This is a genomic window from Eubacteriales bacterium mix99 (assembly GCA_038396605.1).
In the GTDB taxonomy this organism is placed as follows: domain Bacteria; phylum Bacillota; class Clostridia; order Caldicoprobacterales; family DTU083; genus UBA4874.
In genome coordinates this window covers 915,577-940,223 of record CP121690.1, presented here as the reverse complement: position 1 = coordinate 940,223, position 24,647 = coordinate 915,577, and the positions used below count along the sequence as shown (strand labels likewise).

The window sequence follows — 24,647 nt, the reverse complement described above, 5'->3', positions numbered from 1 at the left end:
GGCTCATTTTCCTTCAGTGAAATGATTGACATACCTTTGCGTTCGTTATAATATGTAATGGATGCAATCGGTTGCAAAGGAGGAAGCTATGGCTATCACAATTAAGGATATTGCGGAATATGTTGGTGTTTCTCCATCGACAGTTTCCAGAGTGTTAAACGGAAACAATGTCATCTCGGAAGCGACGGGGGAGAGAATCAGGGAAGCCATGAGGGAATTGGATTATCATCCGAACAGCAGGGCAAGGAATTTTGCCAGGCGCAGTACGAATACAATCGCCCTGATTATCAATGCGGAGAATGAAGGGGCTTTTTTCAATACTTTTTTTAACAGAAGCGTCTACGCCATTGAAAAAGTAATGCAGAACCATAAATACGATGTTCTGATCACAAATGATTCGGACAATACCGGTTCAAACACCGGTTCCTCCGTGAGCGAACTGGTATATGAACAGAAGGTTGATGGCCTGATCCTTCCCTGTGCCAGCGTCCGAAAAGAATTACTGGAAATATTGGAGAAAGAGAATTTTCCATATGTGGTACTTGGCGAGCCCCTGATCCATTCAGAGAATCTGGTGTGGGTCGATGTGGAGAATGAGACCGGCAGCCGACAGGCAGTACGGCATTTGGCGGAACAGGGATATCAAAAAATAGTCCTGGTTGTGGAGAATGAGAATACGATATTTGCGAAAAAGAGAATCAAGGGGTATTGCCGGGGAGTTTCGGAAGAGGAGAAGGACAGACAGGATCCGGTTGTTCTTTTGAGCAGCGGCGATTCTGTGCTTTTTGAAAAAAAGGTTCTGGAAACGGTGGAGGAAGCGCATGCGGATGCGTTCCTGTGTTCAAATAACATGATTGCGTATCAGGTCATGAGCATATTGAAAAGAGAAAATATACCGATCCCCGAGCAGGTTGGAATTGTTACGTTTGATAACTATCCGTTTGCGGAATACATGGATCCGCCGCTGTCCGTTGTTGATGTCGATACTTATAAGCTGGGGAAAGTGGCATCGGATTTACTTCTGGAACGGATTTCCAATGTAGAACCGGACCGGCGGATTGTGTTCATTGATACGAATTTGATCTGCCGTGATTCATCCAAAAGAAGGAAGGGATAAGGCGTGAATCAGGAAGCAATCCGACATGCGGGAACTTATCCTGACATTTATCTGAAGGACCGAAGAACCTTAGTGGTCGGTCTGCGCACGGCGAGAAAGGATGTCACCGGCTGCTGTGTCGTTTACTTTCCAAGAACAGATAAGCAGAAGATAAAGGAAGCCCGAATGCAATGCATATTGCGTGATGCACGGTTCGATTATTATCAGCTTGAAATATCTTTCAGCAAGGTTGCCCGGTATCAGAAATACTATTTTGAAATCAACGATCATGGAAAGCTGTGGTATCTGACCGCATGGGGGATTGGGGAGCAGATACCGGAAGATGGTTATTTTGAGTTTCTATACGCCAATGGAACCGAAGTTGTAAAGGTGCCGGAGTGGAGCAGGGGACTGGTATACTATCAGATCTTTCCGGAGCGTTTTTATAACGGGGATACTGTCAATGATCCCAAAGGCTGCATGAAATGGGGCAGTCCTCCGACCCGGGATAATTATATGGGAGGAGATCTGGAAGGCATACTCCGGAAGATGGATTACCTGGCCGATCTGGGAGTTGAGTGTATTTATCTCACTGCCATTTTTGAAGCGGATTTCAACCACAAGTATGCGACAACGGATTATTATAAAATTGATTCCTCCTTTGGGACAGAGGATACATTGCGGCATCTTGTAAAAGAGGCGCATTCCAGGGGAATGAAAATTATTCTGGACGGTGTTTTCAACCATACCGGCATTCACTTCAAGCCCTTTCAGGATGTATTGAAAAATCAGGAGCATTCGGATTACCGGGACTGGTTTTATATTACAGAGTATCCGGTCCGGATTTCCCACCACTGCTATGAGTGTGTGGGGGCCTATGAATACATGCCAAAATTAAATACGGCAAATCCCAAAGTCCGGTCCTATCTCCTGCGCGTGATGGAATATTGGATCCGGGAATTTCAAATTGACGGATGGCGTTTGGATGTGGCGGATGAAGTGGATGAAAGTCTGTGGATGGAAGCACGGATCCGGCTCAAGGCAAAGTATCCTGACATCCTGCTGTTGGGTGAAACCTGGGGAGATGGACTTCGCCTGATGAATGGGACACAGATGGACTGCATTATGAATTATGTTTTCAGGGATGCCGTAAGGGATTTTCTTGCGCTTGAGCGGATTGACGGGTCCGGATTTGATGCCGGAATTCAAACGATGCTCTCGCATTACCCGGAGTCTGTGAATCAGGCAATGTTTCTGCCATTGGACAGTCATGATACGGAACGCTTTCTGTATGACTGCGGAGGTGATAAGAAAAAGCTGATTCTGGCGGTTTGTCTGCAGATGACCTTTCCGGGTGCTCCCTCTGTTTATTATGGGGATGAGGTGGGAATGACCGGCGCAAATGATCCGGATTGCAGACGATGCATGGTCTGGGAGGAAGAAAAGCAGGACAGTTCGCTGTTTTCCATCTATCGAAAATTGATCCTTTTGAGGAAACAGGAGAAATGTATCAAAACCGGCGGGTTTGCGGTCAATGTATGTGAAGGAAGAGTATATGGATATGTCCGGTATGATGATAAGGATGAACTGTGTATTATCCTGAATGCCGGGGAAGAAGGCAGGACCGTGAATGTTCCGGTGTTTAATAAAAGACAGTATATGGATTTGGCTGAAAAACAGGTTTACAGGGTTCAGGACGGGAATAAAAGTACCTGGCTGAATTCCGACATGTGGCATTATGAAGGCATGGTGAAAATCTTTCTGAAACCATACAGTGCAAAAATATTGAAGGGAGAGCCGGCAAAAGAAGACCCTGCCCGTTGAAGACGGGCAGAGTCTGCAGTCGGTTCCGGTGTGCTGAATCAATTGCACGCTGCTGGCTTGATGCCAAGGATCGGGTAGAGTCCCGCCAGGGAATCCACAGTATAATCCGGTTCGGATGTCAGGGCTGCATCATTGCTTTTGAAAAAGCATGATTTGATCCCTGCTGCTTTGGCGGACAGAACCTCAATATTGCGATCTCCTATGGAAAGAACACTGTCCTTGTCCAGATGATACTTATCGACAAAATACAGAAAAGGATCCGGGGCAGGCTTGGACTTCAGGCCTTTTTCCTTTGTTACCATCTCCGTAAAATATTTTGCCATATCGTGAAGCTTCAGATATTCCACAGCAGTTCTTCCCCGATGCGTAAACAGAAAGTTCATGCCGCCGCTGTTTTTGATGTCCCTGCAGACTTCCCTGGCATAGGGATAAGGCCGGGCAATCCGTTTGTCCAGTCCGGTTTCATATTCATGATAGCGATCCATAAAGTCATCTTTCAGGGGGTAATGTTCCTTATAATACCGATGCGCATGACCCACTGAATAATCCTTCATCAATTTCAGAATTTTCTCCGGATCTCCCTTTACTCCGTTCTCTTCCAATACCCTTTCAAAGGCTTTCAGGATTCCCGGGTAAGTATTGAATAAAGTGCCGTCAAAATCCCAAATGGCTGCTATAAATGTCATTCTTGTCTCCTCTCAGCTTTACTTTGCCTTTTAGCGTTCTTTCCCTGTTGTCCTTTTTTCCGATGCCCTTCCTGAAAGTCAAAGATTTTTTCTTTGATAGCACTTGGCATGCAGCAATTGTACGGATATATTAGAGATAACAAATAAAATATATCCCATTTATTGCTGCTATGAACCGGCATGAATAGGTACTTATTCTCTAATAGGTACTTATTCTCTTCATTGCAATGAAGGAGCGGGAAAGAAGATTTCCTCCTTCAGGGGCAATGGGGCGGAACATATGATCATACCCTATTGGAACCAGGCCCTGAAGTATACAGATGAGTGCATGAAAAAAGCAGGGCCTCTGTCTGGACGGAGCCCCGCTTTTAACCTATTTTACAGATTTCATCCATGCGAGATCATTCCAGTTCTTTGATGTTACGATTTCAACTGTACCTACATCTTTTATCACTTTATTAAGTTTCGTATTCATTTCTACTCTGAACTCCGTCAGGTTGGCAGTTTGAGCAACTATATCCTTTAACTCCATTTTTATGGAATCCTGACCTTTTTCCAATTTAGCCTGACCATGCTCCAGGTTTTCCTGTCTTTGCTCCAATTTAGCCTGACCATGCTCCAGGTTTTCCTGTCTTTGCTCCAATTTAGCCTGACCTTGCTTCAGACTTTCCTGACCATGCTCCAGATTTCCTATTCTTTCATTTAGCTTTTTAAATTCTTCCAGGACAGTTCTTTGAAATTCTTCGTCACTACTCACAAATACACCCCCCCGGTTTTTATGATCCAAAGTATAATCATTATATCATATTGTAAGCTTTGTTTCTATCAGATTAGCCGGGAGGATTCGGGAGGATCATTAATACGAATCCCTTTTTCTCAATGTTCACTGTTTGACCTGAAACCTTTGCCAGATTATCCAGGATCACTTCGCCGTTCAAATCTGCCGTTTCGGAATGCTCTCCGGTATTGAACACGCCCCGCAGGATGGTATCGCCGTAAATCCGTTCATAAATGATGATGCCGGATTCTTCGGAAGCCTCGGCCCAATGGACGGTGCCTTCCGATAGGATTTTTTGCTGGCTGCGGCGGACAGCAATCAGCTTTTTTACAAATTGAAACAGTCTGCGGTCCTGTTTGCCCTCTTCCCAGATCATACATTGACGGCAATCCGGATCCATTCCGCCGGTCAGTCCGACCTCATCTCCATAAAACAGGCAGGGGACACCAGGCTGGATATAGGTAAATGCCATGACCTGTTTCATCAGATCCTTATCCCCGTTTGCATCCGTTAACAGGCGCGGTGTATCATGGGAATCCAGAATATTGAACTGCACCTGATTGGTCTGATCCCGATAAAGCATCAGCTGATTGTTGATTCGCCCCACCATGGTATGGACACTGATTTTTCTTTTTACAAAGTATTTCAAAATCGCATCGGTATAGACATAATTCATAACGGCATGGAATTCATCGCCCTGCAGCCAGCTTTGGGAGGAATTCCATGCTTCTCCCAAAATATAAAAATTCTTCTTGGAATTGTTACAGACTTTTCGGAATTTTTTCCAGAAGGTATGATCAATTTCATTGGCTACATCCAGCCGCCAGGCATCAATATCGTACTTTTCGATCCAGAAGCGGGCAATGCTCAGTAAATACTCCTGCACTTCCGGGTTCGCCGTATTCAGCTTCGGCATATGCGGGGTAAATGCGAACGTGTCATAAGTCAGATGGGAGGCTATATCCACTCCCTCCTCTTCCTGATATGTTGCCGGAAATTCATTGACATGGAACCAATCTGCATAGCGGGAATCTGCCCCGTTTTTCAGGACGTCCTTCCATTGCGGCGAACGGTCTCCGATGTGATTGAAAACAGCATCCAGCATCACCTTGATTCCGCGTTTATGGCACTCTTCCACTAATTGTTTGAAGACCGTTTCATCCCCGAAGGCAGGATCGATTTTGAAATAATCTATCGTATCGTATTTGTGATTGGAATGCGCCTTAAATATGGGGCAGAAATAGATCCCGTTGATTCCCAGATCCAGCAGGTAATCGAGATGATCAATCACTCCCTGCAGATCCCCGCCGAAAAAGTCATCGTGGCCCGGTGATACGGATCCCCAGGGAAGAGTCCCCTTTGGGTCATTATCTGGATCCCCGTTGGCAAAGCGTTCCGGAAAGATTTGATACCAAACGGTTTTTCTGACCCAATCCGGTGCCTTGCAGCGGTCAATTTCATGAAAGTATGGCATGCGGAAATAGTTGTTTGTGTCCTGAAGGAGCGGCTCTTCCAAAGGGAGAAAACCACGGTCGCCAAAAAATATTTCTGTGTCATCGATTCCTTTCAGGAAAAAGCCGTAGGAAAGCCGCCTGGATTGCGAAGTAACCTTTGCAAGCCAATAATCACAGCAGTCCGTGGAAAGAATTTTTGTCATCCTGAGTGGGCTTTTGTACCAGTGCTTGAAATACAGGTCGTAAGGATCTCCATGCAACAGCCAAACCTGTTCCATGTCGCCTTTTGCAGTCCGTAAACGGATGTGCATGGTATCCTTGTCATACAGATAAGCATATTCGCTGTCCGGGCGGTGATAAATTGCTGCCTTGTTCATAACAGATCTCCTTTTATGTTACTTTATTTTCTATTATCACACAAAAGAAAAGTTGATGCAAGCGTTTTCATAGTCAAATATGCGATGTTATAAAAAGTTGGATGGATATTGTGGAAACATTCCATGGTTCTGCTTGACTTTTTTTGCAATCGGTTGCATAATACTTATGACACCAAATTTATTAATTTATTGGGGAGGTACAAACCGTGAAATCAAAATGGAAAAGGTATTTTGCAGCTGCTTTGGTTTTGAGTGTATTTGCATTCATGCTGTCAGGGTGCGTCAGTAAAAAGTCGAATCCGGAGGAAACCGACACTTCGAAAGAAAATGCCTCTGATGCAGAGCAGGCAGAGGAGCCAAAGGTGGAAGGCTCCATCAAGTTATGGGTGGATACCAACTATGTAAATGACTATAAGGAAGTCGTCTCAGGCTTTACAAAGGATTATCCGGACGTGAAGGTGACGGTTTCTGCCGGAAGCTCTCCTGATGCATTGAAGGATGTATCGAAAGATCCCGGTGCAGCAGCAGATGTCTTTATGGTCCCCCATGATCAAATCGGGCAGATGGCGGAAGCCGGTTTGCTTTATCCCATCGACAAGGATGCAGAAGGGATCAAGGCCGATAACGTGGAAGCCTCGGTTCAGGGAGTCACCTGGAATAACGAAATTTACGGTTATCCATATGGGATCGAATCCCAGGTTCTTTACTATAATAAAGCGAAACTGTCCGAAGACGATGTAAAGTCCTGGAATACATTAACGGAAAAAGGCAAGATTGGATCAAATTTTGCCGAAGCGGGCGCCAATTATATCTTTGCCCCCTTGTTTATGAGCAACGGCCTGAAATTATACGGCGACAGCGGTGAAGATCCAAATGGAACGGACTTCAACAATGAAAAGGGCATTCAGGTCCTGAAATGGATTGCAGCGCAAAAGGATAATCCCAATGTTCTCCAGGCCAATGAATCCGCATTATCTGATCTGGAATCCGGAAAAATTGATGCTTTCCTGTCCGGTCCCTGGTCCAAAAATGATGTCAAAAAGGCTTTGGGCGACAATATGGGGGTTGCGGTCTACCCAACCGTGGACTTTGGCGATGGAGAGGTGCCAATGAAAGCTTTTCTGGGTGTAAAAGTATTTGGCGTCAATCAGCAGACGAAGTCGCCGTTGGCAGCTATGGTGCTGGCCAATTATATTTCCAATGAAGATTCTCAGTTAACAATATTTGAGAAGCAGGGAATTGTTCCCTGCAATAACAAAGCGCAGGAAAGTGAGAAAGTTATTGCGGATGATGTAGCCAAAGCGATCACCGAAATGTCCCAAATCGATGTCGTTATGCCGAAGATACCGGAAATTGTTTCCTTCTGGCCGCCAATGGATGCTGTCATCAACGACACATATAAGGGAATTATCAAAGAAGCAGACTATCAGAGCAAGCTGGACAGTTTAGTGGCGGATACTGCCAGGAAAAGCGAAGAATAAAGCGGAAAAGGAAGAAGTTTGCTTTTACTGCAGGGACAGAAGGGAGCAGTCATCAACAAGGGGGGTTGCTGGAATTTCTGTCCCTCTTCTTTATCCGGTAAAGAAAGTGAGTGGGAACGTACATGTTGAAAAATAAGGAAAACCAGCCATCCATGTCCTTCCTTGATTTGTTTCAAAAAGGTGATATTGCAACAAAGCTTTCTTTTGTCATCATGGGAGCTGCAAACTTTGCAAACAGACAGATTCTCAAAGGATTGATTTTTCTCGTTTCGGAGGCCGGCTTTTTCTATTGGCTGTTTCGTAGCGGCCTGCATAGCCTGGGGATGCTGTCAACTTTGGGGATCAGGGCACAGGGGCTTGTTTATAACAAAAAGCTTGGAATCCGGGTACTTCAGAAAGGCGACAATTCGATGCTTCTGCTCCTGTTCGCCATTGTTGCCATTTTGGTTTGCATCTTATTTGTTTATTTGTATATTGTAAATTTAAGAAGTGCCCGTCATTTATATGAATTGAAAGCTGCAGGGAAACCCTTGCCCGGCATGAGGAAAGATGTAAGGAGTCTGCTGGACGAACGTTTCCATGTAACGCTGATGACAGTTCCACTGCTGGGTATTCTGTTTTTTACGATACTCCCTTTGCTGTACATGATTTCCATAGCCTTTACCAATTACGATCACAATCATCTGCCGCCCAAAAATCTGTTTGGCTGGGTGGGTTTCCGAAATTTCGGGAATATCCTGACCGGAAAGATGTCCGGGACATTTTTCCCTGTTTTGGGTTGGACGTTGATATGGGCTGTTTTGGCAACGGTTACCTGCTTCTTTTTTGGTATTTTATTGGCCTTGCTGATTAATACCAAAGGGGTGAGATTCAAGCCCATGTGGCGAACGATTTTTGTCGTCACCATGGCCGTACCGCAGTTTGTTTCTCTTTTGATTATGCGCAACCTGCTGAACAGCTCCGGGCCGTTGAATACTCTGATGATCAATTGGGGATGGATTGATAAGCCAATTCCGTTTTTAACCGATCCAATGTTGGCCAGGGTCACAGTCATTCTGGTCAATATGTGGATTGGAATTCCTGCTACCATGCTGGTTTCCACAGGGATTCTTCAAAACCTGCCACAGGATCAGATGGAAGCGGCAAGGATCGATGGTGCCAATGCCGTGCAGGTTTTCCGACACATTACTTTCCCGCAGATACTGTTTGTGATGATGCCTTCCCTGATCCAGCAGTTTGTGGGAAACATCAATAATTTCAATGTCATTTTCCTGCTGACAGGCGGCGGCCCCACAAATTCCAATTTCTACGGCGCCGGGTCCACAGATCTTCTGGTTACCTGGCTGTATAGCCTGACTGTCAATACCCTCGACTACAATCTGGCTTCGGTGATAGGCATTCTGATCTTTATCCTGTCCGCAGTCTTCAGTTTGATGGCTTATACCAGAACAAACTCGTTTAAGGAGGCGTAAGGAATGGCGAGAAATAAAAAAATGCACAACATTCAAAGAGAGTACAAAGTCGGACTGCCGATTGCTTATATTGTCCTGATCGTCCTGTCTGTCCTATGGCTGTTTCCGATCTTCTGGATTGTGCTGACCAGCTTCCGGGGAGAAGGCGGTGCGTTTGTTCCTTATATTATCCCGAAGACATTTGTCCTGGATAACTATAAAACGCTGTTGTTCAATACCTCGGGAAATTATCCGTTTGTCCGCTGGTTCTGGAATACCTTGTTTGTCGCTGCGATCAGTTGTGTTCTTTCTACATTCATTACCATAGGAATGGCTTATTCCCTTTCGCGTTTACGGTTTAAATTCCGGAAGCCTTTTTTGAAAACGGCACTGGTTTTAAACATGTTCCCCGGCTTTATGAGCATGATTGCCATTTATTATATTTTGAAAGCCCTGAACCTTACGGAAAGCCTTTTGGCTTTGATTCTTGTGTATGCCTCAGGTGCGGCATTGGGATTTTATATTGCCAAGGGGTTTTTTGATACGATACCGATGGAACTGGACGAATCCGCCATGATCGATGGGGCAAACAAATGGGATGTGTTCACAAAAATCACGCTTCCCCTGTCCAAACCGATTATTGTATACACTGCGTTGATGGCTTTTATGGGGCCCTGGATGGATTTTCTGTTTGCCAAGGTCATTCTCGGCGACAAAGTCGAAAAATATACCGTGGCAATCGGTCTTTACACAATGATGACCAAAAACACGGCGAACTCTCTGTTCGTTGCATTTACTGCCGGATGCGTCCTGATTGCAATCCCCATCACACTGGTGTTTATCTTTATGCAGCGTTTTTACGTGGAAGGGATCACTTCGGGATCCGTGAAAGGATAATTATGTAAGGTATAGTATTGCCGCAGGACTTGGGAGTGAGAAATATCATATAAAACGAAGGCGACAGGTTCTGTAGAAACGGGCCTGTCGCCTTCGTTGATAATTCGCCTCATTTTCGGAAAAGCTGCAGTATGATTATCCTTTTCATTATCCATTGTCGGCTACCCCATTCTTTTACAGTGCACACTGAGCCGCTGTATCCGTCCACTTGTCCAGTTCCGCTGGGGTAGCCAGTACATAATGGTGTCCTCCCAGATGATGCCGGGTGCCTTTTCGATAGTCCACTCCTTCTGCCTGATAATCATAGCTTTGGGCCACCCGTTCCTTTTCCACCCTTGGATCGGGCCGGGGGATGGCGCTGAGCAGGCTTCGGGTGTAGGGGTGAACCGGGTTTTCAAAAATTTCATCCTTTGTGCCGGTTTCCACCAGATGTCCCAGGTGAAGGACGCCGATCCGGTCTGAGATATATTTGACCATGGACAGGTCATGGGCGATAAACAGATAAGTGGTACCGGTCTGCGCCTGCAGATCCTTCATCAGATTCACCACCTGCGCCTGAATGGATACATCCAGTGCGCTGATGCACTCATCGGCGATGACCAGTTTCGGATTCATGATCAATGCCCGTGCAATGCCTACGCGCTGGCGCTGTCCGCCGCTGAACTGATGGGGATAGCGGTCGGCGTGCTCCGGATCGAGGCCTACCTTTTTCAGCATGGATGCCACTTTTTTCTTCCGATCTGTCCGGGTGTGGTATAAATGGTGGATATCCAGTCCCTGGGCAATGATCTCTCCCACCTTTTTGCGGGGGTTCAGGCAGGCCATGGGATCCTGAAAAATCATCTGCATTTCGGTGCGCAGACGCCTTTCGGTTGTCCGGTCCATTTTACCGGAGATGTCCATCCCGTCGAAATCAATGTGACCGGCGGTGGGGTTGTACAGCCGGATCAAACTGCGGCCGATGGTGCTTTTGCCGCTGCCGGATTCTCCTACCAGGCCGTAGGTCTCACCGGGGTAGATGACAAAATCCACCCCATCCACTGCGTGCACGGTATATCGTCCGTTCACCTGAAAATATTGTTTCAGTCCCTTTACTTTCAGTAATGGTTCATCTTGCCGCATGTTTGATTTCTCCTTTCTCCATTTGCCGGATACGCCGGCTCAGCCCTTCCGGCATTTCCTCATGAGGAGCCCGCGGATCCAGCAGCCAGGTGGCGGCGTAGTGGGTATCGGTAATCCGGAACATGGGAGGCTCTGCCCGTCGGTCGATTTTGAGCGCATAGGGATTGCGGGGAGCAAAGGCATCACCCGTGACGGAATGCAGCAGATTGGGCGGGGAGCCGGGGATGGTGTAAAGCCGGTCGTCCGTAGTGGTGAGATCCGGCATGGCACTGAGCAGGCCCCAGGTATAGGGATGGCGGGGGTCGTAGAAGATTTCCCCCACAGTACCTTTCTCCACAATCCTGCCGGCGTACATTACATTCACAAAGTCCGCCACTTTAGCCACCACGCCCAGGTCATGGGTGATATAGATCACACTGATGCCGCGTTGTTTTTGAATGCGCCGGATCATTTCCAGTATTTTGGCCTGGATGGTGACATCCAGAGCAGTGGTGGGTTCATCGCAGATCAGCAGATCAGGATTGCAGGAAAGGGCAATGGCGATGACAACCCTTTGCCGCATACCTCCGGAGAGCTGATGGGGATAGTTCTTCATGCGTTTCTCCGGCTCCGGAATGCCTACTTCGTCCAGCAGGCGGGTTGCCCTGTCCCAGGCTTCCTCCTTGGTAGCCAGATGGTGCCACAGCATGCCTTCCATAACCTGCTTTCCGATGGGCATCGTGGGATCCAGACTGGTCATGGGATCCTGAAAGATCATGGCAATGTGTTTGCCGTTGATGCTGCGGCGCAGTTCCCGTTTTTTCATTTTCAGGATATCCACGGTGTGGGGGGTGCCGTCATCCTGCAGGCAGGTATATCGTATGGTCCCTTGCTCCACCTTGCTGTTTTTATCGAGAATTCCCATGGCAGCTTTCATGGTAACGGATTTGCCGCTGCCGCTTTCTCCTACGATCGCCAGGGTTTCCCCGCGGTACAGATCAATATCCACACCGCGGATGGCATGTACCGGGCCTGCCGCTGTACGGAAGGTAATCGTAAGGTTGCGGATTTCCATCGCCTTTTTTCTGATTTTCTGATTCATTTCCTATCACCTCACACTTCCTTGAGTTTCGGGTCAAAGGCTTCCCGCAGTCCATCCGCCAGCATATTGAAGCAGAGCATCAGCAATGCAAGGACAATGATGGGCGGTACAATCTGATAGGGGTGCGTGGTAAAGCTGTTGAATGCATCGCTGATCAGGGAGCCCAGGCTGCATTGGGGGACCGGGATTCCCAGACCGACGAAACTTAAAAAGGCTTCGGTAAAGATGGCAGTGGGAATGCTGAACATCAGCTGGGTGATGATCTGTCCGATGATATTGGGCAGAACCTCCCGGAAGATGATGACAAAATTGCCTGCTCCCAGCGTACGGCTGGCCAGCACAAATTCCTGTTCCTTCAGTTTGAGCATCTCGGCACGGGCGATTCGGCTCATGCTGATCCACTCGGTGATCACCAGTGCCAGAACAATTGTGGTAAAGCCGGGCTTCAGCACCAACAGAAGCAGGGTCACAATCACCAGACGGGGAATGCCGTTGTTGATCTCGGCAAAACGTTGCATGACACTGTCCACCCAGCCTCCGAAGTAACCGCTGATCAGGCCGTAGCACATGCCCAAAGTCATATTGATGATGGCGCTTACCACTGCAATACCAAGGGACACCCGGGTGCCTTCCCATACCCGGGTCCAGATATCCCGGCCCAGGGTATCGCTGCCAAACCAGTAATATACGTCGTTTTTATTCTTGTCCTGATACCCGTTTATGGTTTTGGATCCGGTGGTGGTATGCATGGTTTCCCTGCCGTCGAAGATGCCCCAACGCTCCAGTCCGGGTATTCGCGGGGCAAAATTCTTCTGCGTCAGGATCTGTTCGGAATAACTGTACGGATTCATCACCGGGCCGATGATCGCAAGTACTACAAGAACAACAATAAACACCAATGCCACGACCGCTCCCTTGTTGGCAAAAAAGCGGTGCCGCACGTCCTTCCAGTAGCTGTTGCTGGAGAACCCGGAATCAATATGGGCTTCCGGTTCGCCGCCGATCCATTCGAAATCATCCGGTAAAAAGGTGAAATCTTTGGGCAGGGAAGCTCCTGCATTTTCATGATTCATACATGTTCACCGCCTTTTGTTTCTTTCCCCATACCCGGGCCCAGCGGGATGCAAAGCCGGGGCGGCCCGGAGGGGTGCTGTCCTCCCCGTCGCTGCTCCTTGCCAGACGGATGCGGGGATCAATGATTCCGTACAGGATATCCACTGTCAGCATGATGGCGATATACATGGCGCTGTAAATAAAACTGAGTGCGATGATGACGTTGTAGTCATTGGATTGAATCGCTGTTACCAGCAGACTGCCGATTCCCGGAATGGCAAAAATCTTTTCCACAACCAGACTGCCGGTCATTAGGTCCACGACCAGTGGAGCAAGAACCGTAATGATGGGAATCAGGGTATTGCGCAGCGCATGACGCAGAATCAGCGGAGCGCCGCTGATGCCCTTGCTTTCGGCTAAAAGCATGTAGTCGCTGTCCATCACTTCCAGCATTTCATTCCGGGTAAACCGGGCAATGGAAGCCAGGGTAAACAGGCTCAGGGCAATCCCGGGCATCAGACTGGACGGCAAAGCCATTTTTGCGTTGTACAGCATGGGCAGCCATTTGAGCCGGAATCCCAGGCTGTAGCTCAGCGCCAAGGCAAATACATAACTGGGCACCGATACGCCCAGCACAGATACGATGGTACACAGGGTGTCGAGAATGGTATTGTGGTTCAGGGCTGCTGCGATTCCCAGCAGCAGTCCCGCCAATGCTCCCATTCCCACTGCCATTCCTCCGATCTTGATGCTGATGGGCAGACGGGTTTGAATAAGCTGGCGAATGGGGGTATTTTTGCTGATGTTATAGCTTACTCCGAAATCTCCTCGTGCCAGATTGGCTACGTATCGGCCGAACTGCACATACAGCGGCTGATCCAGTCCGTACTTGGCGTTTAGCTGGGCGCGCTGGTCATCACTGAGCTTTTCATCGTTGAACGGCGAGCCCGGCATGAACTGCAGCATGGCAAACAGCACCAGGGTGATGGCCAGCAGGGTGAACACTGAGATCAGGATCCGCCTTAAGATATAGCGTTTCATGTGCTCCCTCTTTCCATTTTTTATTCTAAAAAAGCGCAGCGACCTTGAGCAATCAAAGCCGCTGCACCGTTTTCAGGGGTCAAAGCCTGTCTTTAATTCTTCTTTGCATTTTTGAACACACGGTTGAGTGCCACAGGGTGAAAATCAATCCCGGAGACCCCGGATTTGATCATATTGGCGTCTGCTTTGGTATAGACCGGTGCGATGACAGCTTCGTCCATTACAATCTTTTCGGCGTCGTACATGGCATTCCAGCGAGCTTCCGGATCATTGATATGAGCGCCGGTGGTGCAGTCGGCAATGATGGCGTCATAACCGGCATTGCTCCAAAATCCGTAGTTGTTCAGATTATCGGTGACCCACATGCTCAGATACGTCATCGGATCAGCGTAGTCCGGGCCCCAGCGGGTGAGGCAGACCTCATACCTGCCGTTCTGGACGTCTTCAACTCTTTGCTTCTTGGGCTCCACTTTCAAATCAATGGTGACGCCCGGCAAAGCGCTTTCAATCTGCTCCTTCAGTACGGCGGCAACGTTCTGTGTCTCCGTCTGATCCTCCAGAAGCAGCTCGAAATGAAAGGAGTCCTGACCCAGCTCCTGTTTGGCTTTTTCATAGAACTCCACAGCTTTGTCCGGGTCGTCGGCGCATACATCATGGAATTTGTCCTGATCGGCGCTGAAGTCGCTGCCGTCCGGGCCGGTGGCAAACTGCGGGGGAACAGCGGTATAGGTGGCTACGGATCCGTCCTTTACCACATCTTCCACGATGGATGCCCGATCTATGGCGTTGGTCAGGGCAAGCCGCATGTTGACATTATTGAGTGCAGGGATTTCATGGCTGTTCATGGTGAGATACCACATATATCCGGCGCCCTCCACATTCAGCTCGGGATCATCTTTTACCTGATCCACCTGGTCGCCGCTGAGCTTTACAATGTCCAGATCGCCGTTCTGATAGCTCATGAAGGCCTGCTGGCTGTCCTTGATCACCTGATAGCTGAGACCGCTTAAGCTGATCTTATCCGCATCATAGTAGTCCGGATTCTTTACCAGATCAAAGGACAAGGCGGCCGGTTCATAACTGTCCGGTTTAAATGCGCCGTTGCTGAGTATGGTCTCGGGAGACGTCCCGAAGGTGTCTTTTTTCAGGCCTTCATAGAAGGAACGGTTCACCGGATAGAACGTGGGGAAGTACATCAGGCTCAGGAAATAGGAGACCGGAACGTTCAGCTCCACCTTCAGGGTGTTTTCATCCACGGCGGTAATGCCCAGATCGGTAACAGGCTTCTTGCCGGCAATAATGTCAGCGGCGTTTTTAACCTGCCCGATGTCACTGAGCATATAGGAATATTCGGAAGTGGTGTCCGGATCCACGGCACGCTGCCAGCCGAATACAAAGTCATCGGCGGTAACCGGATCTCCATTGCTCCACTTGGCATCCTTTCGCAAATGAAAGGTATAGGTGAGGCCGTCCTCGCTGACTTCATGGGACTCGGCAATGGCGTTGACCGCTTTGCCGTCCGGATCCATCTGCATCAGACCGTCGGTAAAATCGGCAATGACTTCAAAGCTGGTGCCATCCGTGGCAACCTGCGGATCCAGGCTGGATACTTCCACTTCCACCATGATATTCAGGGGATCCCCGGAGCCAGCCGGTTTTTTGCCGGCATCACCGGAAGGTGCTTTGGTACGGTCCGGTGTGCCGGTATTGGAGGACGGGCTGCCGCAGGCGACCAGGCCCAGCACGAAGATGCAAACCAGGATACCGGTGCCAAATCGCTTGATCCGTTTCGTTTTCATTGTTGTTTCTCCTCTCATAATCATAATTCTTATTGAAAACTGCTTTTCACACAATATTTTGAATATTCTCTTTTTATATGTTTGATAACTATGCATAATAGAAAATATTCGCAGGTACACGCGGTTTCTTCGGCGGACAGGCTGAACCGCCGTCATTAGCCAACATTAATGGAAGAATGTCGTAACTTTATTGGAGTAAAGTATAATGCGGTTCCTGTCTTTTGTCAAGTATATATGCGCAATTTATTATATTAATTCAAGGAAATGAATTACAGTCTATAAATGAAGGACAGCGGACGGTTTTATGCATGTTTAAAAGGCTGGCTGTAAAACATGCCAAATGCAGGGCCGCAGGTCGGAATCACATCCTGCCTGCGGATTGCCCCGGGCGGCGGCTCATATATGGTTGCAGGGATCGAATCAGTACGGAGGCCAGCAGGATCTTCAGGCTGTCGCCCAACAGAAACGGCAAAACGCAGACAGAGAGGGCAGTCCGGAAGGATGCGCCCGTTATCAGGCGGTACCAGACAAGCCCGAATGCGTAGGTGATCAGGATTCCGGCACCCATGGCCGGTATGGAGTGTTTTATGGAGGATCCGGAATGCTGGATCAGCCGCCCTGTCACAAATGCACATGCAATATAGCCAATGAGAAAACCGCCTGTGGGACCAGCCAGGGCGCCGATGCCGCCGGAGAATCCGGAGAAAACCGGTACCCCCACTGCCCCCAGCAGGAGATATACGATCTGACTGAGGGCGCCGTATTTTGCTCCCAATAATCCGGCTGCCAGGAAGATCGCCACATGAGCCAGGTTGATGGGAACCGGTCCGATGGGAAGGGAGATCTGGGCCAGTACGGCGGTCAGGGTGGTAAACATGGCACAGGTGGTCAGCTGGGAAGTTGTTGTTTTCATTCGGGATGCCTCCGTTTTTCAATGTAAGATTTTTCAATCCAGGGATTGAAATCTTTTCTTATTTTATATCAGGAAAAGCGAATTGTAAACCAAAATATAAATATAAGTTGACAATTGAAATAAAAAATGCTGCCATGGCACCACCATAGAGGGTACCATGACAGTAAGATTACGATTCTTCATGAAATCAGTCCGTCTTCCTGTCGGAATCGGGGTGGCACATTTTGTAGCCGGGGCAGCCCTCACATTCACAGCTGCAGGAGGACTTATGATTCTTGCGATCTCTTACCAACTTGACCACCACTGCTGCAAAAATTCCGAACACAACGGCACCGATTACAATATTGGCTGCGTTTTGTTTCAGGAATTCAAGCATTTGTTATCACATTCCTTTCTGAATGGTATTCAGTGAAGTCTTCGTACTTATTCTTTCGCACCAGCAGATAAATAAACCCTGCCAATGCGGCGATGGCAAATACTGTTCCCACACCGAACACTCCATTCGTAAACCAATTTCCCAGTTGATAAACAACCAATGAAACGGCATAGGCATATCCGGTGAGATATCCAATCGCAGCCCATGTCCATTTTGTATTGTTCATTTCACGCCGGATGGCGCCGATTGCCGCAAAGCAGGGGGCGCACAGGAGGTTGAACAGCATAAAGCTGTAAGCAGTCAGCCGGGTATAATCCATGGCGAGTTTCGACCAGATTTCCGTACCTTCCTCTGCCACTTCGGCAAAGCCATAAAGAACGCCGAAGGTGGATACCACATTTTCCTTTGCAATCAGCCCGGTAAAGGTGGCAACCGTTGCCTTCCAGTTCCCGAATCCAAGGGGGGCAAAAATGGGTGCGATTACCGTGCCAATGGCGGCAAGCAGGCTGCTGTTGTTGTCTTCCACCATTTGAAAGGCGCCGTTTTCAAAGCCAAAGCCCTGCAGGAACCACAGAACGACGGAAGACGCAAGGATCACGGTGCCGGCACGCCGGATAAAGCTCCATCCCCGTTCCCAGGTGGAATGCAGGACGTTTCCTGCAGAGGGAATATGATAGGCGGGCAATTCCATGACGAAGGGCGCGGCTTCACCGGCAAAGGCCTTTGTCTTTTTCAGGATGATGCCGCTGAGGATGACAGAGGCGATCCCGATGAAGTAGGCGGAAGTGGCAACCAGTCCGCTGTTTCCGAACAGCGCTCCTGCAAACATGCCGACAATGGGCATCTTTGCGCCGCAGGGAATGAAGGTCGTTGTCATAATGGTCATATGCCGGTCCCGCTCGTTTTCAATGGTGCGGCTGGCCATGATCCCCGGCACACCGCAGCCTGAGGAAATCAGCATGGGAATGAAGGACTTTCCGCTGAGTCCGAATCTCCGGAAGATCCGGTCCATGATAAAGGCTATCCGGGCCATATATCCCACATCCTCCAGAATGGACAACAGCAGGAACAGGATCAGCATCTGGGGAACAAATCCCAGGACGGCACCGACACCGCCGATCATCCCGTCCACGATGAGTCCGGACAGCCATGGTGTTAGATGGATACTTTCAAACCAGGCGCTCAGGTTTCCGGAGATGATTTCCCCGAACAGGACATCGTTGGTCCAGTCCGTGACATATCCTCCGACCGTGGAAATGGAAATATAATATACACAGAACATGACCAGCGCAAAAATCGGGAGCGCCAGGAAACGGTTTGTCACAATCCGGTCGATCCGATCAGAGACGCTCATCTTCTGTCCGGTGTGTTTCTTCCTGACCGCTGCCTGGACAAGTTTTGCAATATAGGCATAACGCTGATTTGTAATGATGCTTTCTGCGTCATCATCCAATTCCCTTTCACAGGCGGTAATATGTTCTTCCAGATGGTTTTTCAATGCTTCATCCAGGTTCAGCTCTTCCAGAACCTTCTCATCCCGCTCAAACAGCTTGATGGCATACCAGCGCAGGTATTGGGGATTGACCAGGTCCTCGACGGATTCCTCTATATGGGCAATGGCGTGCTCCACACTGCCATTGTATACAGATGGGGCATCTTTGGATACCGGTTTTTTTGCCAGGGCTACGGCCTTTGCTGCAGCTTCTTCGGAGCCGGTGCCCTTGAGCGCTGAGGTTTCCACGACTTCGCAGCCCAGTGCATCCCCCAGTTTCCGGATGTCGATCACATCTCCGTTTTTACGGACGACATCGATCATGTTGATGGCTATGACAGTAGGAATACCCAGCTCGATGAGCTGTGTGGTCAGGTACAGATTTCGTTCTATATTGGTACCGTCCACAATGTCAATAATGGCGTCGGGTTTTTCATTTACCAGATAACGTCTGGACACCACTTCTTCCAGGGTGTAGGGCGAAAGGGAATAGATCCCCGGAAGATCCTGAATGATGACATCCGGATGGTCTTTCAGCCTTCCTTCCTTTTTTTCGACGGTGACACCCGGCCAGTTCCCGACATGCTGGGACGAGCCCGTCAGGTCGTTGAATAACGTCGTTTTGCCGCTGTTAGGATTTCCTGCAAGCGCAATTTTTATGCTCATTTTGGTTTCCTCCTGTCTTCAATGTTAGAAATATCTAACATTTTGACAATATCATATTCCTCCGTATCAGACCACCTCAATTTGTTCTGCATCCCCCTTGCGGATGGAAAGTTCATAGCCCCGGACGGTAACCTCGACGGGGTCTCCCAGAGGCGCCACTTTCCGTACAAAAATGCTTGCTCCCTTTGTGACTCCCATGTCCATAATCCGGCGTTTGACGGCACCTGTCCCGTATAATTTCCGTACCGTTGCCGTTTCGCCTACCTTTACATCTCTCAGTGTCTTCATTTCCCTTTCCTCCTTTCGATAAGCCAGTCGTTCTTTTCCATAATCCGGCCGGCGCTGCGCATCTATCCTATCTGAATGCGGTTCGCCATGGCTTTGCTCAGGGCGACCCGGCTTTCCTTGACTTGCAGGATCACATTCCCGCCGATCTCCGTCACTACCCGGACCTGCTCTCCGACTACAAAGCCCATCTCTGCCAGATGTTGCCGCACATCATCCTTCCCGGTGATCTTTTGAATGCAGTTTGTTTCACCGGGTTTGGCCAAAGTGAGAGGCATTCTGCTTTCCCCCCTTCTTTCCCCTTTCTTCTTCTTTTCTTATAGTTAGAACTAACTAAGTTGCCGCTACACCACTTCCCATATCAGCCGGCTAACCGGCGCTGTCATACTCCAATACCACGCATCCGGATTACACACCAGGCGTGATTGATCGGTAAGAAATCGTTTCCGGGGAAGGGAAATCGAGTGTCAACAGTTAGTTATATCTAACTACTGTGGTTATAGCTTAGCACCGGATTTCTCATCTGTCAATACTGGTTTGCAGATTCTGCTGGTTTCCCTTGTCTGGTTCTTTCCTTGCAGATGTGATATAATCCGTATGCCCGGACAAAGAAAAGCAAACATTATTGAAAGCTTGTTATTGTTTCATATAGGAACCCGCCTGGAGGCGGAAAGGAGATTGTTTATGGATATTGTACCTGTTACTACCCGGCATTTGGTAAAAAATGCGGATTTGAACCATCATGGAACGTTGTTCGCCGGACGTATGGCCGAGTGGTTTGTCGAGACCGGCCTGATGGCTGCGGCCGCCTTTATTCCGGTGGAGAATATTGTCTGTCTGAACATACACAATATGGTTTTTAAAAAGCCCGTTCAGCTCGGGGAGATTGTTAAGTTTACGGGAAAGATTGTTTTGGCGGGGAGAACCAGTCTGATCGCCAATATCTGCATGCGCGTGGGCGATACGGAGATTGTAAATGGATTTATCACCTATGTCAATGTTGGAAAGAATGGGCGTCCCATTCCACATAATGTTGTAATTGAAGCAACCAGGGAAGAAGACATTGCGCTGCAGGAGCAGGCAAAAAAGCTGCACCGTTAAAGCAACTGCAGTCTTGTGCTGTCGGCTGATGCATCCGGCAGCAAGCTAGTTAAATACAGTGGGAGGTTGAATTTATGGTAAAGGCCATTGTGGGAGGAAACTGGGGAGACGAAGGCAAGGGAAAAATAACGGATTTGCTGGCAGGAAAAGCGGATATTGTCGTTCGCTTTCAGGGAGGAGCCAATGCAGGGCATACGATTATCAACGAGTATGGAAAAACGGCACTTCACCTGCTGCCGTCCGGTGTATTTCATCCTGATGTTGTAAATCTGATCGGTCAGGGAGTCGCCCTGCATCTGCCCACCTTTTTCAAGGAGCTGGACGGTCTGACAGCAAAAGGCATTCCGACGCCCAATCTTCTTGTTTCCGATCGTGCTCAGATTGTTATGCCCTATCATATTTTATTTGACAAGCTGGAAGAGGAACGTCTGGGAGGCAGAAGCTTCGGCTCTACAAAATCCGGCATTGCACCGTTTTATTCCGACAAATATGCAAAAATCGGGATTCAGGCCGGTGAACTTTATGAAGATTCGCTTCTGAAGGACCGTCTGGATCATGTCTGTGAAATTAAAAATGCGATGATCCGGGCGCTTTACAAAGGTGCCGAACTTCTTGACCCACAGGCGATTTATGAGGAGATCACCTCTTATCGGGACAGGCTGAGGCCAATGCTGGTCAATGCTGCGGTATACCTGCATGAGGCAAAGGGCAAAAGCATTCTTCTGGAAGGACAGCTGGGTGCGCTGAAGGATCCGGACAACGGAATCTATCCTTTTGTGACTTCCTCTTCTCCATTGGCCGGATTTGGCACAGTGGGGGCCGGGGTTGCTCCCAATCAGATTTCCGATGTCATAACCGTGGTAAAGGCGTATTCCTCCTGTGTGGGAGCCGGTGCGTTTGTCAGCGAGATTTTTGGAGACGAGGCGGAAAATTTGCGCAAACGCGGTGGAAACGACGGGGAATACGGAGCCACCACAGGACGGCCGCGGAGAATGGGCTGGTTTGATACGGTGGCAACAAAATATGGATGCCTGCTGCAGGGGACAACCCAGGTTGCCTTGTCACTGCTGGATGTATTGGGCTATCTGGACATCATACCGATTTGTACCGGCTATGAAATCGACGATAGGGTAACCGATATTTTCCCCATTACCCCCCTTCTGAATCGGGCAAAACCCGTGTATGAGTATCTGGACGGCTGGAAATGCGATATCAGCGGGATTCATGACTTTGAGAAGCTTCCGAATAACGCGAAGAAATATGTGGAGTTTATTGAAAAGAAGATCGGATATCCCGTCCGGCTGATTTCCAACGGGCCGAAGAGAGACGACGTGATCGTAAGATAACGGAGGATGTCCGTGAACCGATAATAAAAGCACCTTGCGGGAGTTGTTCCCCACAGGGTGCTTTCTTTGTTACTTTCCTTGTTTTTTGTTTCGTTCCTGTCGGGTATCTGATTTCACCCGGCAGTTTTTGTTTCTGTTCTGCTTCTTTCTTCCCGGTTTCTTATGGATGGAATCAGCCAAACAGAGAGAAGGTTGCGAACAGGGTAGCTGTAATGGTTGCTACCAGGGAAACCACGGTAATCTGTGTATTGATGGACGGGCCGGCAGTATCCTTGAAAGGATCGCCTACCGTGTCTCCGATTACGCTGGCTTTATGGGCATCGCTGCCTTTGCCGCCGTAGTTTCCGGATTCAATGAACTTCTTGGAATTGTCCCAGAGCCCGCCTGCATTGCTCATGAGTAATGCCAGGAACAGGCCGGTAATGATGTTTCCGCCAAGGAAACCGCCCATTGCCTGGGGGCCTCCGACAAATCCTACCACCAGAGTACTGAGGATTGTGAAAACGCCGGCAGGGATCAGTTCCTTGATGGCACCGACTGCAGCAATATCAATGCATTTGTCGTATTCGGGCATGACACCTGGTTTTCCTTCCTTCAGACCTGCAATGGTATTGAACTGTCTGTGGATCTCATCCACCATTTTCTGAGAATTCCGGTTTACCCCCAGCATCAGCATAGCGGAGAATACGGCAGGAATGGCGGAACCAATCAAAACTCCGAAGAATACCAGCGGGTTCATCAGATTGAAGGTAAGAGCGTTCCCGGTTGCGGCTTCCACCGTTTCCTGGAAGGCACCCAGCAGGGCGATGACGGTCAGCCCCGCCGCACCGATGGCAAACCCCTTGGTGATGGCTTTTGCGGTATTGCCGGCAGAATCCAGCTTATCCGTTGTATCCAGAACATCGTCCCCCAGATTACCCATTTCTGCAAGACCGCGGGCATTATCCACAATGGGGCCGTAAGCATCATTGGAAATAATCATACCGACGATGGAAAGCATTCCGATGGCAGAGATGGCGATTCCGAACATGGCATAATTCCCGCCCAAAGGTTCACAGAGCTTATAGGAACCCAGTGCGGCGATCCCGATACCGATCAGGGCAGGAAGTACACTTACCAGGCCGTAGGAAAAGCCGGAAAGGATGGTAAAGGCCGGGCCGGTTTTGGAGGATTCAGCGACTTTGGCGACCGGCTTTTTATCGTCGCCGGTAAAGAAATCACTGGTAATGCCGATAATAATACCGACCAGCATTCCGAGCATGGCAGCGCCCCAGATGCGCAGGTTGAAGCTGGAAGACAGGAAAGCAATGAGAGTCAGCACGGCAAAGATGCCGCAGGTCAGATAGGTGCCGCCGTTCAGAGCCCTGCTGGGATTTCCGTTTTCGCCGACACGGGCAAACAATACACCAATGACGGAAGCAAGAAGTCCCAGGGCACCCAGACAGAAAATAACTTCAATCTCACCAAGCGGTGCGGCAATCACCAGAGCTGCTGCAAGGGAGGCTACCTGGGAGTCAAACAGATCTGCGCCCATTCCGGCAACGTCCCCGACGTTGTCTCCGACATTGTCTGCAATAACAGCAGGGTTCCGGGGATCATCCTCGGGGAGACCCAGCTCCACCTTGCCGATCAGATCTGCGGAGATATCGGCCGTTTTGGTGAAAATCCCGCCGCCTGCCTTGGCAAACAACGCCAGGGAGCTGGCACCAAAGCTGAATGCCATTACCATGCTGGCATTGCCGGTAAGCAGATGAAGGAGGGCTGCACCTGCCAGAGCGGTACTGACAACTGCCATTCCCATTACGGCACCACCGCGGAAGCCTGCCATATAAGCCGGAGCCAGGCCTTTCTTGGCTGCAGAAGCCGAACGCACGTTGGCCAATGTTGCAATGCTGATGCCGACATAGCCGGCGATGGCAGACAGTACAGAGCCGGCGATATAGGAAACCGCCGCAAATATGTTATTGCCGATATGGCCTTCCCAAATAGGAGAAGGAAAGATGATCAAAATAATAACAGCAACAATGCCGACAAAAATAGCCAGAATACGATATTCCCTCTTCAGGAAGGTGAATGCACCGTTTCGTACCAGCTGGCCGATATGTGCTATGTTTCCTTCTGCCACAGGGAGGTTTTGAACCCATTTGTAGAAATAAGCTGCCACACCAATGGCTATGGCAGCTATCACCAATGAAAGATACGTCCACAACACTTTTTATCTCCCCCTAATCATTAAGTAATAATATTTATATTGAAACATCGTATTGTAGCAGATGCAACAACGGGGCCGGCCAGACATTTAAACTTATGGGCCCCATGGATACCGGA

21 protein-coding genes are annotated in these 24,647 nt (G+C 49.0%); 7 read left to right on the top strand and 14 right to left on the bottom strand.

All coding sequences use genetic code 11. The annotated features are described in order from the left end of the window. The first annotated feature begins 88 nt into the window (after positions 1 to 88). Together QBE55_03830 and QBE55_03825 are read left to right on the top strand one after the other, a co-directional pair. Positions 89 to 1,117 (top strand): LacI family DNA-binding transcriptional regulator, encoded by a 1,029-nt coding sequence (locus tag QBE55_03830; GenBank protein WZL79303.1) that lies wholly within the window; start codon positions 89 to 91, stop codon positions 1,115 to 1,117. A 3-nt stretch (positions 1,118 to 1,120) separates the two neighbouring features. After that, entirely contained in the window at positions 1,121 to 2,920 is a 1,800-nt protein-coding gene (locus QBE55_03825) for a glycoside hydrolase family 13 protein (protein WZL79302.1), read from the top strand. 38 nt (positions 2,921 to 2,958) lie between these two features. Here QBE55_03825 and QBE55_03820 read toward each other — a convergent pair whose 3' ends face one another. The 3 genes from QBE55_03820 to QBE55_03810 all read right to left on the bottom strand — a co-directional run bounded on the left by QBE55_03820 (position 2,959) and on the right by QBE55_03810 (position 6,215). Then, positions 2,959 to 3,606, bottom strand: a complete 648-nt coding sequence (locus QBE55_03820; protein WZL79301.1) for an HAD-IA family hydrolase — start codon at positions 3,604 to 3,606, stop codon at positions 2,959 to 2,961. Between the two features lie 373 nt (positions 3,607 to 3,979). After that, positions 3,980 to 4,363 (bottom strand): hypothetical protein, encoded by a 384-nt coding sequence (locus QBE55_03815; GenBank protein ID WZL79300.1) that lies wholly within the window; start codon positions 4,361 to 4,363, stop codon positions 3,980 to 3,982. A 73-nt stretch (positions 4,364 to 4,436) separates the two neighbouring features. Next, complete coding sequence (locus tag QBE55_03810; protein ID WZL79299.1) at positions 4,437 to 6,215, bottom strand: glycoside hydrolase family 13 protein; 1,779 nt, start codon at positions 6,213 to 6,215, stop codon at positions 4,437 to 4,439. Positions 6,216 to 6,421: 206 nt separating this feature from the next. Between QBE55_03810 and QBE55_03805 the strand changes: the two genes are divergently transcribed. The 3 genes from QBE55_03805 to QBE55_03795 all read left to right on the top strand — a co-directional run bounded on the left by QBE55_03805 (position 6,422) and on the right by QBE55_03795 (position 10,044). After that, complete coding sequence (locus tag QBE55_03805) at positions 6,422 to 7,696, top strand: extracellular solute-binding protein (protein ID WZL79298.1); 1,275 nt, start codon at positions 6,422 to 6,424, stop codon at positions 7,694 to 7,696. Positions 7,697 to 7,818: 122 nt separating this feature from the next. Further along, complete coding sequence (locus tag QBE55_03800) at positions 7,819 to 9,168, top strand: sugar ABC transporter permease (protein WZL79297.1); 1,350 nt, start codon at positions 7,819 to 7,821, stop codon at positions 9,166 to 9,168. A 21-nt stretch (positions 9,169 to 9,189) separates the two neighbouring features. Beyond that, positions 9,190 to 10,044, top strand: coding sequence for a sugar ABC transporter permease (locus QBE55_03795; GenBank protein WZL79858.1), 855 nt, complete (start codon positions 9,190 to 9,192; stop codon positions 10,042 to 10,044). A gap of 174 nt (positions 10,045 to 10,218) precedes the next feature. Here the strand turns inward: QBE55_03795 and QBE55_03790 are convergent, their stop codons facing one another. The 10 genes from QBE55_03790 to QBE55_03745 form a co-directional block, all read right to left on the bottom strand. Further along, positions 10,219 to 11,166: an ATP-binding cassette domain-containing protein gene (locus QBE55_03790; GenBank protein ID WZL79296.1), complete on the bottom strand. Its 948-nt coding sequence runs from the start codon at positions 11,164 to 11,166 to the stop codon at positions 10,219 to 10,221. Continuing rightward, a complete protein-coding gene (locus tag QBE55_03785; protein WZL79295.1) occupies positions 11,153 to 12,247 on the bottom strand; it encodes an ABC transporter ATP-binding protein in 1,095 nt (364 codons plus the stop codon). Before QBE55_03785 ends, QBE55_03790 begins: the two co-directional genes overlap by 14 nt. A gap of 11 nt (positions 12,248 to 12,258) precedes the next feature. Then, positions 12,259 to 13,320 carry an ABC transporter permease gene (locus QBE55_03780; GenBank protein WZL79294.1) on the bottom strand — a complete coding sequence of 354 codons (1,062 nt, stop codon included), beginning with the start codon at positions 13,318 to 13,320 and terminating at the stop codon, positions 12,259 to 12,261. Next, complete coding sequence (locus QBE55_03775) at positions 13,310 to 14,341, bottom strand: ABC transporter permease (GenBank protein WZL79293.1); 1,032 nt, start codon at positions 14,339 to 14,341, stop codon at positions 13,310 to 13,312. The genes QBE55_03780 and QBE55_03775 overlap by 11 nt, the downstream gene beginning before the upstream one ends. Positions 14,342 to 14,433: 92 nt before the next feature. Beyond that, positions 14,434 to 16,140 carry a peptide ABC transporter substrate-binding protein gene (locus QBE55_03770; GenBank protein ID WZL79292.1) on the bottom strand — a complete coding sequence of 569 codons (1,707 nt, stop codon included), beginning with the start codon at positions 16,138 to 16,140 and terminating at the stop codon, positions 14,434 to 14,436. 361 nt (positions 16,141 to 16,501) lie between these two features. After that, a complete protein-coding gene (locus QBE55_03765; GenBank protein ID WZL79291.1) occupies positions 16,502 to 17,053 on the bottom strand; it encodes a biotin transporter BioY in 552 nt (183 codons plus the stop codon). 187 nt (positions 17,054 to 17,240) lie between these two features. Beyond that, positions 17,241 to 17,429, bottom strand: a complete 189-nt coding sequence (locus tag QBE55_03760) for a FeoB-associated Cys-rich membrane protein (protein WZL79290.1) — start codon at positions 17,427 to 17,429, stop codon at positions 17,241 to 17,243. Further along, complete coding sequence (gene feoB / locus QBE55_03755; GenBank protein WZL79289.1) at positions 17,422 to 19,587, bottom strand: ferrous iron transport protein B; 2,166 nt, start codon at positions 19,585 to 19,587, stop codon at positions 17,422 to 17,424. The genes QBE55_03760 and feoB overlap by 8 nt, the downstream gene beginning before the upstream one ends. A gap of 66 nt (positions 19,588 to 19,653) precedes the next feature. Beyond that, complete coding sequence (locus QBE55_03750; GenBank protein ID WZL79288.1) at positions 19,654 to 19,875, bottom strand: ferrous iron transport protein A; 222 nt, start codon at positions 19,873 to 19,875, stop codon at positions 19,654 to 19,656. Positions 19,876 to 19,937: 62 nt separating this feature from the next. Further along, positions 19,938 to 20,150: a FeoA family protein gene (locus QBE55_03745; GenBank protein WZL79287.1), complete on the bottom strand. Its 213-nt coding sequence runs from the start codon at positions 20,148 to 20,150 to the stop codon at positions 19,938 to 19,940. Between the two features lie 406 nt (positions 20,151 to 20,556). On the opposite strand from QBE55_03745, the gene QBE55_03740 reads away from it, so the two are divergent. Both QBE55_03740 and QBE55_03735 read left to right on the top strand, forming a co-directional pair. Then, positions 20,557 to 20,973: an acyl-CoA thioesterase gene (locus QBE55_03740; GenBank protein WZL79286.1), complete on the top strand. Its 417-nt coding sequence runs from the start codon at positions 20,557 to 20,559 to the stop codon at positions 20,971 to 20,973. Positions 20,974 to 21,047: 74 nt separating this feature from the next. Beyond that, positions 21,048 to 22,319 (top strand): adenylosuccinate synthase, encoded by a 1,272-nt coding sequence (locus tag QBE55_03735; GenBank protein ID WZL79285.1) that lies wholly within the window; start codon positions 21,048 to 21,050, stop codon positions 22,317 to 22,319. 172 nt (positions 22,320 to 22,491) lie between these two features. Here the strand turns inward: QBE55_03735 and QBE55_03730 are convergent, their stop codons facing one another. After that, positions 22,492 to 24,531: a sodium-translocating pyrophosphatase gene (locus QBE55_03730; protein ID WZL79284.1), complete on the bottom strand. Its 2,040-nt coding sequence runs from the start codon at positions 24,529 to 24,531 to the stop codon at positions 22,492 to 22,494. Between the last annotated feature and the right edge of the window lie 116 nt (positions 24,532 to 24,647).